Source organism: Nocardia sp. NPDC003693 (assembly GCF_053981095.1).
The window spans coordinates 26,279-40,848 of sequence record NZ_JBSFNO010000039.1 but is presented as its reverse complement, the minus strand read 5'-3'; the positions used below and the strand labels follow the sequence as shown (position 1 = coordinate 40,848).

The window sequence follows — 14,570 nt, the reverse complement described above, 5'->3', positions numbered from 1 at the left end:
ATCATGGCCGGGCAGCGTTCGCGGCGCGGTGCCACGCGGCGGTGCGCAGGAGGCGAAGGCCGTTGAGCGCCACCAGGATCGTGGAGCCCTCGTGCCCGGCCACGCCGAGCGGCAGGGGGAGGGTGGCGGTGAGGTCCCAGACGACCAGGACGGCGATGCAGGTGGCCGCGATCGCCAGGTTGGCGATTACCACGCGCCGGGCCCGCCGGGCCAGGGCGATGGCGGTGGGAATGGTGGACAGGTTGTCGCGGACGATCACGGCGTCGGCGGCGTGCAGGGTCAGGTCGGTGCCCGCGCCGCCGAGGGCGATGCCGACGGTGGCGGTCGCCAGGGCGGGGGCGTCGTTGATGCCGTCGCCGATGACCGCGACGTGGTCGCCGTTCGCCTGGAGTTCGCGCACCGCGGCCACCTTGTCCGCGGGGAGCAGGTCCGCCCGGACGTCGGTGATGTCGAGTTCGGCGGCCAGGCGCTGGGCGGCGGGGTGATTGTCGCCGGTCAGCAGGACCGGATCGTGGCCGGTCACGGTCCGGATGGCGCGGACGGCGGCAGCGGCCTCCGGGCGGGTCTCGTCGCTGAGGGCGAGCACGCCGACGGGGGTTCCGTCGCGGGTCACCACCACCGCCGTGAGCCCGCGGTCCTGCAGTCGTGCAACGGTTTTCGCCGCCGGATCGGAATCGTCCAGGGTGGCGGGGGAGCCGACCTCGATATGACGATCGTCGATCCGCGCCGACACTCCGCGACCGGGGCGGGCGGCGAAGTCCACGGCGGCGGGAAGGGTGATGTCCCGTGCCCGCGCAGCGCGCACGATCGCGGCGGCCAGCGGGTGCTCGCTCGGGTGCTCCGCCGCCGCGGCCAGGCGCAGCAGTTCCGATTCCTCGAAACCTGTTTCCAGGCAGACGATCTCGACCAGCTCCGGCAGGCCGCGCGTGAGCGTTCCGGTCTTGTCGAACGCCACCCGTGAGACGGCGCCCAGCTGTTCGAGCACCACCGCCGACTTGATCAGGACGCCGTGCCGTCCGGCGGTGGCGATGGCGGCCAGCAGCGGCGGCATGGTCGCCAGCACCACCGCGCACGGTGAGGCGACGATCATGAAGGTCATGGCGCGCAACAGGGCTCGCCGCAGGGTGTCGCCCAGCAGCAGGGGAATCGCGAAGACGGCCAGGGTCGCCACCACCATGCCCACCGAATACCGCTGTTCGATCTTCTCGATGAACAGCTGGGTCCGGGCCTTGGTACGGCCCGCGGTCTCCACCAGCGTGGCGATCCGCGCCACCACCCAGTCCTCGGCCCGCCGATCCACCCGCAGTCGCAAAGTGCCGGTGCCGTTGAGGGTTCCGGCGAACACCTCGTCGCCGATCGTCCGGTCGACCGGTAGCGGTTCGCCGGTGATGGTGGCCTGATCGACCTCGCTGCCGCCGCCGATCACGGTGGCGTCCGCGGGAATTCGCTCACCCGGCCGCACCACCAGTATGTCGCCGATCGCCAGCTCCGCCGCGCGCACCACCTGTTCCGCGCCCGCCGGGGACAGCCGGGTCGCGGTCTCCGGCGCGAGATCGAGCAGCCCGCGCACCGAGTCCTCGGTGCGCGCGGTGGCGAACGCCTCCAGCGCCCCCGAGGTGGCGAAGATGACGATCAGCAGCGCGCCGTCGGTGATCTGCCCGATCGAGGCCGCGCCGAGCGCCGCCACGACCATGAGCAGATCCACGTCCAGGGTCCGGTCCCGCAGCGCCCGCAGCCCCGCCAGCCCGGGTTCCCAGCCGCCCGCCGCGTAGCAGGTCAGGTACGCCGCCCAGTACACCCACGCGGGAGCTCCGGCCAGCTGGGCTCCGAGCCCGAGTGCGAAGAGTACGAGAGCCGCTGCGGCCCAGCGTGTTTCGGTGAGATCGAAGAGCCGGGTGCGGCGTATCGCGACGGGTGGCGGTGCTGGGCGGCGCGGCGTGGACGTCGGCGCGATCATCGGTCACCTCTGGATCGGACGGGCGGGGAACGCGGCCAACATATCAGAAGATATGAAGAGGTGTTCATGTGTTGTGGCACACTAAGCTCTCCGGCATGGGACACGGAGTCGACGGGCGTGACCGCCCCCCGGTGCGGCTGGACGCCGCCGCGGCCGCCCATGTCGCCAACACCCTGCAGGCCCTCGCGACCCCGAGCCGGCTGCTGATCCTCACCGAACTGCGGCACGGTCCGCTGCCGGTGAGCGAACTGGCCGAGGCGATCGGCATGGAGCAGTCGGCGGTCTCGCATCAGCTGCGCCTGCTGCGCAATCTCGGCCTGGTCGTCGGCGCCCGCAACGGCCGCAGCATCATCTACAGCCTCTACGACCAGCACGTCGCCCAGCTGCTCGACGAGGCGATCTATCACAGCGAGCATCTGCGGCTCGGGCTGTCGGAGAAACCCGAAACCGCTGCCCCGGGAGCGGATCCCGGCGCCCGTATCGGCCCGAAAAACTACGCCGAATAGTAGGTTGGGCTGGCGGCGCCCGGACGGGCGCCACGGCCGGAGCGAACGAGGGGCGATGAAGGGGCTGGGAGCGCTCGAGAAGCAGGCCATGGGTGTGCTGTGGGAGAGCGCGGACGCGCTGACCGTGCACGATCTGGTGGCGGGGCTCAGCGCGGGGGAGCGGGTGCCCGCGTACACGACGGTGCTCACCGTGGTGACGCACCTGTGGGAGAAGGGCTGGGTCGTCCGGGAGAAGGTGGGGCGGTCCTACCGGTACCGGCCGCGCCGCACGCGCGCGGAGGCCACCACGGACCTGCTGCGCGAGATCCTCGACGACAGTCCCGACGCCCCCGCTGTGCTGCTGCATCTGGCACGGACCGCGAGCGCGCGCGAGGTGGAAGCGTTGCGGCAGGGACTCTCCGGCGGCGAGCAGCGGCCATGATCGTCATCACCGCCCTGCTGGCGGCGGGCATCGCGCTGGCGGCCGGCGGGCCCGCGGTGCTGTCGCGCGTCGACTTCCGCGCCGCGCCGGGTGTCGGCATCGCGGCCTGGATCGGGGCGGTCGGTGCGGTGATGTGTTGCGGCACAATGATATTGATTGCACTGGCCTGGCCGGGCGATCCGCCCGGCGAGGCGTTCGCGGGCAGCGTGGCGCAGAGTCTGGCGGCGGTCGAGCCGCTGGTGGTCACCTGGACGGCGGGGCTGATCACGCCGCTGGTGGTGATCGGCGTGTTCGTGCCGACCGGGCAACTGGCGCGCATCGCCCTCGGGCATCGCGGGCGTGCGGCGGCCCAGCGGCGCAGGCACGAAGAGCTCATCGAGATCCTCGGCCGGGCCGATCCCTCGGGCGCGAATCTGGTGCGGCTCGAACACCCGGTTCCCCTGGCGTACAGCGTGGCCGGGCGCGGGGGCTACGTGGTGGTCACCGACGGTCTCGCGCACTGCCTGACCGACGCGCAGTGGCACGCGGTGCTGGCGCACGAGCGCGCGCACCTGCGCGGCCGTCACCACCACATCCTCGGCGCGTGTCACGTTCTGGCGCGGTCGTTCTCGTGGGTTCCGCTCTTCGCGGCCCTGCCCGCCGCGATCGCCGCGCTGCTCGAACTCGCCGCCGATCGCAGCGCGGCGGCCTCGACCGATCCGCGGGCGCTCTACACCGCGCTGCACACCGTCGCCGCGCACGCGTCCGCGACGCCCGCCGCGCGACTCGGATTGATCGACGCCGAGCTGTCGACCCGGCTGGAATGTCTTGCGGCCGCGCCGGAGTCGCGGTCGGCCTCCCGGCGGACCGCGACGGCGCTGCTGCTCGCGACGACGCTGCTGGTCCCGGCCGCCTCGGTGCTCGCGGTGGGGCTCAGTGCGGGGCTGGTGTTGCTCGTGGCCGGGTAATCGGCCACAAAAAACTATGTTCCATAGTATTTTGGCGCACGGGTGCGCGCCGATGCGGGCCGCGTCCGATTGTCACGGGTGCGGATCTCGTCGGCGCTCATTGTGAAATGGAACTAGTTCAGAATTGAGATCCCTTGCACTGCAACATTTCCCGAAAAGGGCGCACGCGCCGCAGACGCCTGGCGGTACTGGTCGCCGCCGTGCTGACCGCCACCGGCCTTGCCGGGCCCGCCACCGGTGATCCCGCCCCCGAACCCGGGCAGACCCGCTATTCACTGGTCAACGGCTGCTACCGGATCGATACCCCCGCCGGTCCACTGGTGGCGGCGGCGAGCCCGTATCGCCTGCGCGCCACCGCCCTCGGCGAGTACCTGCTCTACGGGCGCACCCGCGAGGTGCTCGAGGCCGCCGAGGGCACGATCCGGACCGCGAAGAACGCCTCGGACGCCGCCGTGTGGCGGGTGAACGGTTCCGGCGCGGCCGGATTTACCATCACCAACGGCGCGACCGCGACGCCCGCCACCTTCGTGCCCGACACCGGCTGCGCGGACTTCCCCGAGGCCCAGGCCAATGCCCACGGCACCCCGGGCTCGAGTGCAGGTGCCGACGGATCGATCGTGGGCACCATCGACGCGCACGCCCACGTCACCGCCTACGAATTCATGGGCGGCAACTTCCACTGCGGGCGTCCCTGGCACCGGTTCGGCGTGACCGCCGCGCTGGGCGACTGCGCCGGAAACCGCACCGGCACCAACGGTTTGATCGCGAGCTTCCTGGATTACGGCGAACCGTTCCGCAAGACCGACACGGTCGGCTGGCCGAGTTTCCGGGACTGGCCCGCGCCGTCGGTTCTCACCGCCGAGGGCGCCTACTGGACCGGCATCGAACGGGCGTGGAAGGCCGGACTGCGGGTCATGACCGTCGATCTGGTGGACAACGAATCGCTGTGCGCCATGATGACCGATCGTCGAAACCCCTGTGACGACATGACATCGGTGCGCACCCAGGCGGCCGGGCTGCGCGCGCTCGAGGATTACATCGACGCTCAAGCCGGCGGCCCCGGGCTCGGCTTCTTCCGCATCGTCACCGATCCGGGCCAGGCCCGTGCGGTCGCCGCGTCCGGCAAGCTGGCCGTGGTCCTGGGCATGGAACTGTCGGATCCACTGGGCTGCGGGGTGTTTCTCGGCCAACCCACCTGCACGCGCGGCGACGTCGACCGCTGGCTGACCGAGTTGCGTGCCATCGGGGTGAGCAGCTTCTTCCCGGTGCACAAGTTCGACAACGCCTTCGGCGGCACGAAGATGGACCACGACGTCACCGGGCTGCTGGTGAACGCGGGGAACTTCATGCAGACCGGCACCTTCTGGAACGTTCAGTCCTGCCCCGGGCCCGAACACGACAGCACCCAGCCCTCGGTGCCCATCGCCGGTGATGTCAACCAGTTCCTGGCCCTGCTCACCGGGCCGCTGCTCGGCGGGGCGCCGCTACCGCTCTACGCGCCCGGATCCCATTGCAACGCACGCGGATTGACCGATCTGGGCGAGTACCTCATCAACCGGATGATCGACCTCGGGTTCCTCATCGAGGTCGATCACCTGAGTGAGGCCACCGCCGACGAGGTCATGACCATCATCGAGCAGCGCGGCTATCCGGGCGTGCTGTCCTCGCACGGCTGGGATTCGGAGAAGACGACCGCGCGGGTCTACGCCGCGGGTGGTTTCGCGACGCCCTACGCGGGCGGCCCGGAGAGCTTCGTACGCAACTGGCGCGCGGCCCGCGCCATGCCCCGCCCGGGTGAGTTCGGCTTCGGCTTCGGCTCGGATATGAACGGCATCGCCGGGCAGGGCGGCCCCATCGGGCCCGGGATCGTCTCCTACCCCTTCACCTCGCACGACGGCAGCGTGGTCTTCGATCGCGAGCGCTGGGGTGAGCGCACCTTCGATATCGGGGCCGACGGCACCGCCACCTACGGCACCTACGCCGACTGGCTCGAGGCCGTCCGGGTCCTCGGCGGCCCGGAGATCATGACCGATGTCTTCCGCGGCGCGGAGGTGTACCTGCGACTGTGGGAGCGAGTCCGGAGCTGATCGTCGCGGGATGTGAGCGGGATCCCAACGTTGACTGTTAACTGACCTTAACTTTTGACTTTCTTTACCTTTGTTCGGGATCCCGGTAGCCTCGACGAAGACCCAGGGGCTCTCCCGCTGGCGACCAATCCTTGATCGTGTTGTGCGGACCTGCCCCGGAGGCTTGTGCTGTGGATGTTTCTCTGACCATGTGGGCGGTGACGGTCGCCGCGCTGAGCGCCCTCATCGCCGTCGACTTCTTCATCGGGCGCAAGCCGCACGACGTCTCCATGAAGGAAGCCGGCATCTGGACCGTGGTCTGGATCGCGCTGGCCGTGGTGTTCGGTCTCGGTCTGCTCTTCATGGGCGAATCCCAGGCGTCCACCGAATTCTTCGCCGGCTTCATCACCGAGAAGTCGCTGAGCGTGGACAACCTCTTCGTCTTCGTCCTGATCATGGCCAAGTTCTCGGTGCCCTCGCACCTGCAGCAGCGCGTGCTGCTGTTCGGCGTACTGATCGCGCTGGTGTTGCGCGCCATCTTCATCGGCGCGGGCGCGGCCATCATCTCCAGCTTCTCCTGGGTGTTCTACATCTTCGGCGCGTTCCTGATCTACACCGCGTGGAAGCTCATCAAGGAGGCGCGCGCCGAGGAAGAGGACGAGGAATTCGAGGAGAACCGCCTCCTGAAGTCCATCGAGCACCGGTTCGGCGTCGCCGACCAGTACCACGGCACCAAGCTGTTCATCGTCAAGAACGGCAAGCGCATCATGACCCCGCTGCTGGTGGTCATGCTCGCGATCGGCACCACCGACATCCTGTTCGCCCTGGACTCGATCCCGGCCATCTTCGGCCTGACCCAGGATCCGTACATCGTGTTCACCGCCAACGCCTTCGCGCTGATGGGCCTGCGCCAGCTGTACTTCCTGCTCGGCGGACTGCTCAAGAAGCTCATCCACCTGAGCTACGGCCTCTCGGTCATCCTGGGCTTCATCGGCGTCAAGCTGGTGCTGCACGCGCTGCACGAGTCCGGCGTCCACGTCCCGCAGATCTCCACCCCGCTCTCGCTCGGCGTCATCTGCGGCGTCCTGGTCGTCACGACCATCACCAGCCTCGTCGCGGCCCGCAAACTGGAGGCGGCGGACTCCGGCAAATAGGTCCCGAAGTAATCGGGCGGCACCGCCCGGTTCGCACCGCCCGCCGGTCGCCTCGCGCGCCCGGCGGGCGGTTGCCGTTCGCGGGTCTCGCGGCTCGGTTCGCACCGTCCCGGACACGGGCGAAATCCCCGGTAGTCGGTACGATTCGGGCGATTTCCGGCGGCCGCGGCGGCCGTGCCCGAAGGCGCGCCAGCGACTCGGCGCGACACGCTCAGCGGCGGGGGAGAATTCTCGCGCAGCCTTCCTGGTTGTGAGCGTGTGTTCCGCTATCGTTCATCGCACTGTTCGATGCTGCTACTGGCGCGCCAAGGTTGATTCGTCGATTCCGGAGCACTCGACCGGTCCGGCACTGCCGAAAAGCGAGCCCCCGACCGTCTCCGAAAGATCGAGGGAACGTGCCTGTACCCCTTACTCTCGCCGGCCGTCTGGTACGGCTGGAACCCCTTGCGCCACAGCATGCTTCGGGTCTTGCGGAGGCGGCAGCAGGGAACCGCGACGACTACGCCTTCACCCCCGTGCCGCACGGGGTCGACGAGGCGCTGGAGTACGTCTCGGCCGCGCTGGCCGGACACGCGGCCGGCACGTCGCTGGCCTTCGCCATCATCGCCGTCGCGAGCGGCAGAGTGCTCGGCTCCACCAGGTTCACCCGCTTCGACTACTGGCAGGGCCCGGTGGTGTGGCCGCTGGTGCACGGACTGCCGTCCGGCGATCCGCTGCTGGCCATGCCCGACGCCGCCGAGATCGGCAACACCTGGCTGTCTCGCGAGGCCCGCGGGACGGGCATCAACCTCGAATCCAAGCTCCTGCTGCTGGCGCACGCCTTCGACACCTGGCGGGTGCGGCGCATCGCGCTGCGGGCCGATATGCGGAACCTGCGCTCCCGCATGGCCATCGAGCGCATCGGGGCGACCAGCGACGGAGTCCGGCGGGCGCACTCGCGCGGACTGGACGGCGAGGTGCGCAGCACCGCGTTCTACTCCATCCTCGACGAGGAATGGCCGCACGTGCGCGAGACCATCCACGGGCAGCTGCGCGCGGTTCCGGCGACTCGGGACAGACTGATCGACGCGTAGTTTCGCGACTATACTTCCGGGTGTTGCACTGGTCGGTCGCCGAGGAGAGATCAGTCCGAGTCGGGTGACTCGGCGGCCGGCGGAACCCTCGGATCACATAGTCAGCAACCGGGCGCGGGGTCGCGCGCCCAGACGTCCGCCGGGTGGCGGCGCGGGCAGGGCGGCCCCCTCTTCCTCGTGAAGGAGACGCGCATGCCCGACCCCATGTCCACCCGGGTCTACCTCGCGGACACCCGTTCCGGCGCCGCGGCGCTCACCCTCTTCCTGGCCCCCGAACCACGCGTACGCGGCGGCGCCATGCTGCACCTGCTCGAACAGGCCCCGCTGCTGGGCGACCGGCTGCGGCCCACCGACCGCACCCTCGTCGACTGGTTGCAGGTGCATTCGACACCGGCGATGTGCGCCCGCTTCCGGGCCTTCGCACCCGGCCGGCACGACCCGCCCCGCGTGCGCGCGGTGCTGCACGATCACTTCATCGCCGACCCGGCTCCGCTGGGCCTGGACCTGGACGATCAGGCGGAGATGGCCCGGCTCGACCTGCTGCCCGAGCACGCCCTGGGCGCGCGGCGCATCGACGACTTCCACGATCACGCGGTGCGCACGGCCATGCTCGCGGTGTACCGGCACTTCGGGGTCGATCGGCGCATCCCGCTGATCTATCACGGCTTCGCCGCGCCCGAGGACGGGTGGTTCGAGGAGCCCGCCGCGGAAGCGTGAACCGGGCCCGGGCGGTCGCTACTCGATCGGCATGACCGAGAGCAGGGACCACGGCCGGCGAGGGAAGCTGAACTGGAAGGTCTGCACGTGCATGCGGCGGTCCGAGTCCGACTCCGGATTGCGCATGAGCATGGTGCGCTCGGCGGCCTGCCCGACATCGGTCATATTGCGCCACATGCGATCCCATTCGGGGGTGCGCCGGCACAGGGTGATGATCTCCTCGCGGCGCTCGGGGCGGATCAGACCCTCGGGCAGGTCGCGGAAGGCCGAAACCATCAGCTGCGCTTCGGATTCCCAATCGCTCAGGCGCAGTCGCGACATGGGCTCGAGCATGATGGCGGTCAGCAGGTTCGCGCCCGGCCCGGTGCCGGGAAACAGCTCGCTGAACGCGGAGTTCGTCTCCACCACGTCGTAGGCGCCGTCATGCAGGCAGGCCGGGTGCGGAAGGCTGTGCAGCAGCGCGAGATCGGCGGGCGGCGGGCTGGAGGGGTCGAACACCCTGGCAGTGTGCGGCACCACTCTTCATTTTCTCTTCGCGCCGGGTTAAGTCCGATCACAAGACTGGGTGTTGTCGCAGAATTTCTGTCATATTGGACATTCGGTTTGGTTTGTTCTGTTGTGGGTATGGGGGTGGCTCGGCGATATGACGACCACGCGAATCGGTGTGCTGGGTCCACTGCACATCAGCATCGACGGCAAGCGCGTACCCCCCGGGGCGCCCATGCAGTGCGCGGTGCTGGGGCGGCTGGTGGCCGCGGGGGGCCGGGTGGTGCCCACCGACCGGCTGATCGACGATCTCTGGGGCGGTGACCCGCCGACCAAAGCCGTTGCCGCGCTCCAGGTGTACATCCACAATCTGCGCCGGGTCTTCGAACCCGACCGCCCGCGCCGGGCGCGCTCGCGCGTGATCGTCTCCGAATCACACGGCTACGCACTCAATCTGGAGCCCGAGCAGGTCGACGCCTGGCACTTCGAACAGTTGCTGCACGGGCACGAAACGGCCATGCGCGATCCCGCCGTCCGGCCCGAACCGCTCGAACAGCTGCGGGTGCTCGACGCCGCGCTCGCCTGCTGGCACGGCAGCGCGTTCGAATCGTTCGCCGGAACCTCCTGGGCGGCACAGGAAATCGCGCGGCTCGCGGCGCTGCGGCTCACCGCGTCGGAACTGCGCGCACAGGCCGCGCTGGAAACGAACCGGCCCGCCGACGTCGTGCTCGCGCTGCGGCCCATCTTCGAGGAGCATCCGGGCCGGGAGGAATGCGCGCGGTTGCTGGCGCTGGCGCAGTACCGGCTGGGGCAGTCGCTCGACGCGCTGGCCACCGTGCGCCGGAGCCGGGAATTCCTCACCCTGGAATTCGGGGTGGATCCCGGACCCGGGCTGCGGGATCTGGAAACCGCCATCCTCACCCATTCGGTCGAGGCGGAGCCGTCCGTCGCGGCGGTCGCGGTGCGGGCGCCCGAGCGGTCTCCGGCCCCGGAACCGGTGGTGGACAGCGGATACGGGGCGCAGCGGGCCGCGATCCTCGAGGCCGCGGCGGCGGCGGAAGCCGGTGAGGTGCGGCTGGTCTGGCTAGCGGGGGAGGCCGGGGCGGGCAAGACCACCCTGGCCGCGACCGTGCTGACGCGCCTGGCCGGCCGGTCCTGGGCCACCGTCGTCGCGCGCTGCCCCGAGGTAGACGGTGCGCCGCCGGCCTGGGCCTGGTCCGAGGTGCTCACCGGGCTGGACGCCGCGGATCCCGAAACCTACACCGCCGCCGACGCTTTCACCCTGGCGCGGCGGGTGGTGCGGTCCTGCCGCGAGCGGACCGCGCACGGACCCGTCGCCATCGTGCTGGAGGACGTGCACGGGGCCGACGCCGCCACGCTGCAGGTGCTGCGCCAGGTGGTCAACTGGCTGCGCGACCGGCCCATTCTCATCGTCGCCACCCTGCGCGGCACCGAGGCCGGGCCCGGGGTGCGCGATACCGCCGCCGCCCTGGCGCTGTTCACCGCCGACCGCGTCGAACTCGACGGGCTCGATCTGGCGGGGACCCGGCAGGCGGCGCTGGCCGCCGGACTCACCGCGGTCGACGATCGCACGGTGGCGCTGCTGCGCCACCGGACCGGCGGGAACCCGCTGTTCGTGCGCGAACTCGCGAAACTCTTCGCCACCCAGGGCGCGTCGGACGCGCTGCCGGTGACCGTGCGCGATCTGCTGGGGCGGCGCATCGCCCAACTGCCGGACACGGTCGTGGAATTGCTGCGGCACCTGGCGGTCTGGGGCGAGCACATCGACGTGGATACCCTGGCCGCCTCGGCCGGGCGGCCCGCGGACGACATCATCGATCTGATCGCGGGCGCCGAGGCCGCCCGGCTGCTGCGCACCGACCGCAGCGGACGCGTCAGCTTCGACCACGCCCTGGTCCGGGAGACCGTGTATCACGACATTCCGGTCCTGCGGCGCGCCCGAATGCACTGGGCGGCTTTCGAACTGCTGCGGTCGAATCCCGGCCTGGCCCGCGCCGGTGGAGTCGACGCGCTGGCCCACCACGCCGCGCTGGGCGCGGGCGTGGACACCGCCGAACTGGCCCTGGGCTACGTGCGGGCCGCCGCCCACCGCTGCGGCGAACGCCGCATGCGCGCCGACGCGGTGCGCCGCTGGCGGTCGGTGCTCGCGCTGCACGAACTCGCCGGACACAATGCGCCCCGCGGGATTCGGCCGACCACGGAGCCCACCCACCAGACCCTCGCCGACTGGCCCGCCCTGACCAGCCGCGAGTCCGGCACCCACCGCGCGACTTTCACCGACCACCTCACCCTCGCCGAACTGGCCGCCGAGGCGAGCGCCGCCGCGTCCCTCGAACGCGCCTCGGCCGCCGAGGTCACGTGGTCTACGGTCGTGCCCCGCGATACCGCTGTGCCGCAGGCGATTACCGGCCACGGTCCCGGCAGCGAGACTTCCGCAGCCAGAGTGGCCGGAGCGATGGACGAGGTCGGCTCGTCTGCTGCGACCAGTGACGCTGCCGCGACCGACGTTTCCGCCCCGATCGGCGAAACCGGCCCGGCCGCAGGGAATGCCGCCGTCGGCGCGTCCGGCCTGGCCACTGGGTCCGGCGCGACAGACGGGTCGGCTGCGACCGCTCCGAGCGGTGCGACCTCTCCGACCGGTGCGACCTCTCCGACCGGTGGGTACGGAGCGGCTGGTGCGTACGGCGCGGCCGAGGTCGAAGGCAGTCTGCGGGGTGCGGGGGATTCCAGCCCGGAACCCGTTGTCGCCGAACAGGGGGAGATCCCCGGTGACGAGGCCGGACGCACGTCCGGGGAGGGCATCTTCGTCCTCGCCGACCGGGTCGCGCCGCGCGAGGAGATCACCGTGGCGCGGGCGGACCGGGTCGCGTTGCTGCGGGCCCGGTGTGAACTCGTCATCGCGCTCGCCTACGACGGACAGCACATCGCCGCACGCGCCGCGCGGGAGCAGGCGCTCGAACTGGCCGAAACCCTCGGTGACACCGCGCTGCTCGCGCACGCGGCCACCTGCTGGCCGACGCCGCTGATCTGGTCCGTGCACGACTGGCACACCCCCGACCCGCGCATTCGCGGACCGTTGCGCACCGCGCTCGCCGACCCCGCGCTGCCGGTCGCCGCGCAGGTGCGGCTCCAGGTCACCACCGTCTTCGAGCTCGCGCTCGAGGACTTCGAGGCGACCGCGCTGGCGGCGGCCGCGGCCACCGAACTCGCCGAGCCGCACGGTGATCCGGAACTGCTCTGCACCGCCATCAACGCGCAGGCCTTCGCGGCCTTCGGTGACGGCGGGTTCCTGCGCGCGACGGAGGTGAAACGGCATGCGACACGGCTGCTTCAGGTGTCGACCGCCGCGCAGCTCACCGAATTCCGCGCGCTCGCACACTATCTGCTGTTCCGCGCCGAACTCGCCGACGCCAATCTGCTCGCCGCCGCCGAACATGCCCGGCACGCCGGGGAATACGCCTCCGACGGCCAACTGCGCCACCTGCTCGACGCGCTCGCGCCGTTCGACATGATGCTCGAACTGCTGCGCGGGGACACCGACGAGGTGCACTACCTGCTGGCGGTGGGCTTCGCGCCCGTCGAACGCATCGTCGCGCTCTCCGAGGAAGGCGCGGCCGAACCGTCCCGCGATCCCAACACCCTGCACATCGGCATCGCGATCTCGCTCGCCTGGCTCGCCGACGACATGTCCGACTACGTCGACGAACTGCGCGATCGGGTCGCCATCAAACCCGAGCTGTTCGTCTACGGCTACGCGCTCGCGCTGGTGCACGCCGGGCGACACGACGAGGCCCGCCGCGTGCTGGCCGACGCGCCGCCGCTGGGCCCGCAGTTCTGGTCCACGTTCAGCGCCGTGCGCGCCCGCGCGGTCATCGCCCTCGGCGACCTGGCCGCGGCCCGCGAACTCTACGATCAGCTGCTGCCCTACGCCGGCACCATCGCCGGCCTGGAGACGGGCGCGGTAGTCCTGAGCCCCATCGACACGGTCCTGGCCGATCTCGCCACGGCCGTGGGCGATTCCGCCCGCGCCGCCGCCCACCGCGCCGCCGCCGAGGCCCTGGAGGTCCGCCTCCAGGCGGACCTGGACGTCCTCGCAGGCCGATCCTCCGCGGGCCGGGTCCTGGTGCGCCCCAGAACGTTCCGCGCCCCCGATCCCGAGCCCCGCCCCTGACGTCCCTACCCCTCACGCCCGCTCCGGCCGAGTGACACGCTGCGCCACAGCGTGTTCCAAGTGTCGACGCGGCCTGTGGTGCCTGCCGTTCGGCAGGAAGTGGCCGCCGGGGCGCAGTTGAACGTCCGCGGCGGTGTCATCGTTGCCGGGTGGGTTCGTGCGCTCGGCCGGGCCCGGGCCCGCGGCCGGACACGAGCTGCCCGCCACTGTTATCGCTCGATGGGGCATTCTCGATAACGAGGAGTGCGCCGGGGGAGCCGGGGCGGCGGAGAGCGGGAGGTTTCGGGTGGTCGAGCTGGACGGACGGCGGCGGGCGGGGTCCACGCGGTGGGCGGTCGTGGCCGCAATCCTGGCGGTGCTGGTGCTCGTCGGGGTCGGTGGCGCCGCGGGCGTGCGGTGGTGGCAGGACCGATCGCTGCCGGTGCTGGCGGGGGAGCGGCTGCGGGAGTTCCCGGACGTGGACCGGGAAGGATTGAGCGATACGCAGCGGCGGATTCTCACCGTGACGGCACGGGAATTCCAGGCGCAGGACCCCGGGACCAAATACTCCGAGGGCATCGACGAAGCCTGGTGCGCGGATTTCGTGAGCTGGGTGATGCGCGAAGCGGGACAGCCGCTCGCCAATCCCAATTCGGGGTCGTGGCGGATTCCCGGGGTGTACACCCTCGAGGAGTACTACCGGGGCGAGCGCAGATTCGAAGATCGCGGATATCGGCCGCGCGTGGGCGACGTCGTCCTGTACGCACCCGACAGCGCGTTCAACCACCACACCAATATCGTGATCGACGTCGCCGGCGACACGATTACCACGTTGGGCGGCAACGAATTCGGCGAGATCACCATCCATCGTTACGCGCCCGCCGCGGTTTCAGGACTGGTCGGTTTCGGCAGGTTGTGAACGCGCAGGTTCCACATTCTGGAAATGCCGGGACGCGAGGGTGGGCACTCGCCATCGCACCGCCTACGATGGTTGCGGCGGTGCCCGGCAGCATCGCCGATCGATCCCTGTCCTGCTGCCCCCTCATCGGCAGGACAGGGATCCCCGCCCGAG

General features: G+C 70.7%; 11 protein-coding genes. 9 read left to right on the top strand and 2 right to left on the bottom strand.

Annotation, left to right across the window (positions count from 1 at the left end):
* Position 1: 1 nt before the first annotated feature.
* Positions 2-1,957, bottom strand: a complete 1,956-nt coding sequence (locus ACWDOP_RS31475; RefSeq protein WP_456347961.1) for a heavy metal translocating P-type ATPase — start codon at positions 1,955-1,957, stop codon at positions 2-4.
* Positions 1,958-2,052: 95 nt separating this feature from the next.
* Between ACWDOP_RS31475 and ACWDOP_RS31470 the strand changes: the two genes are divergently transcribed.
* From ACWDOP_RS31470 to ACWDOP_RS31440, 7 genes are all read left to right on the top strand, one after another.
* On the top strand, positions 2,053-2,463 hold the full coding sequence (locus ACWDOP_RS31470) for an ArsR/SmtB family transcription factor (protein WP_456347960.1): 411 nt from the start codon (positions 2,053-2,055) through the stop codon (positions 2,461-2,463).
* A 55-nt stretch (positions 2,464-2,518) separates the two neighbouring features.
* On the top strand, positions 2,519-2,884 hold the full coding sequence (locus tag ACWDOP_RS31465; RefSeq protein ID WP_456347959.1) for a BlaI/MecI/CopY family transcriptional regulator: 366 nt from the start codon (positions 2,519-2,521) through the stop codon (positions 2,882-2,884).
* On the top strand, positions 2,881-3,831 hold the full coding sequence (locus ACWDOP_RS31460) for a M56 family metallopeptidase (protein ID WP_456347958.1): 951 nt from the start codon (positions 2,881-2,883) through the stop codon (positions 3,829-3,831). The genes ACWDOP_RS31465 and ACWDOP_RS31460 overlap by 4 nt, the downstream gene beginning before the upstream one ends.
* A 134-nt stretch (positions 3,832-3,965) precedes the next feature.
* Positions 3,966-5,918 carry a peptidase gene (locus ACWDOP_RS31455; RefSeq protein ID WP_456347957.1) on the top strand — a complete coding sequence of 651 codons (1,953 nt, stop codon included), beginning with the start codon at positions 3,966-3,968 and terminating at the stop codon, positions 5,916-5,918.
* Between the two features lie 170 nt (positions 5,919-6,088).
* On the top strand, positions 6,089-7,051 hold the full coding sequence (locus ACWDOP_RS31450) for a TerC family protein (RefSeq protein WP_456347956.1): 963 nt from the start codon (positions 6,089-6,091) through the stop codon (positions 7,049-7,051).
* Positions 7,052-7,446: 395 nt separating this feature from the next.
* The gene (locus tag ACWDOP_RS31445) at positions 7,447-8,124 is read left to right on the top strand and encodes a GNAT family N-acetyltransferase (RefSeq protein ID WP_456347955.1); all 678 of its coding nucleotides are present in this window, start codon (positions 7,447-7,449) and stop codon (positions 8,122-8,124) included.
* 192 nt (positions 8,125-8,316) lie between these two features.
* Positions 8,317-8,841, top strand: coding sequence for a hypothetical protein (locus ACWDOP_RS31440; protein ID WP_454202747.1), 525 nt, complete (start codon positions 8,317-8,319; stop codon positions 8,839-8,841).
* An 18-nt stretch (positions 8,842-8,859) separates the two neighbouring features.
* Here ACWDOP_RS31440 and ACWDOP_RS31435 read toward each other — a convergent pair whose 3' ends face one another.
* Positions 8,860-9,339: an MmyB family transcriptional regulator gene (locus ACWDOP_RS31435; RefSeq protein WP_456347954.1), complete on the bottom strand. Its 480-nt coding sequence runs from the start codon at positions 9,337-9,339 to the stop codon at positions 8,860-8,862.
* 145 nt (positions 9,340-9,484) lie between these two features.
* Here ACWDOP_RS31435 and ACWDOP_RS31430 point away from each other — a divergent pair, with 145 nt between their 5' ends.
* Positions 9,485-13,519, top strand: a complete 4,035-nt coding sequence (locus ACWDOP_RS31430) for a BTAD domain-containing putative transcriptional regulator (protein WP_456347953.1) — start codon at positions 9,485-9,487, stop codon at positions 13,517-13,519.
* A 286-nt stretch (positions 13,520-13,805) separates the two neighbouring features.
* Positions 13,806-14,417, top strand: a complete 612-nt coding sequence (locus tag ACWDOP_RS31425) for a CHAP domain-containing protein (protein ID WP_456347952.1) — start codon at positions 13,806-13,808, stop codon at positions 14,415-14,417.
* Positions 14,418-14,570 lie beyond the last annotated feature (153 nt).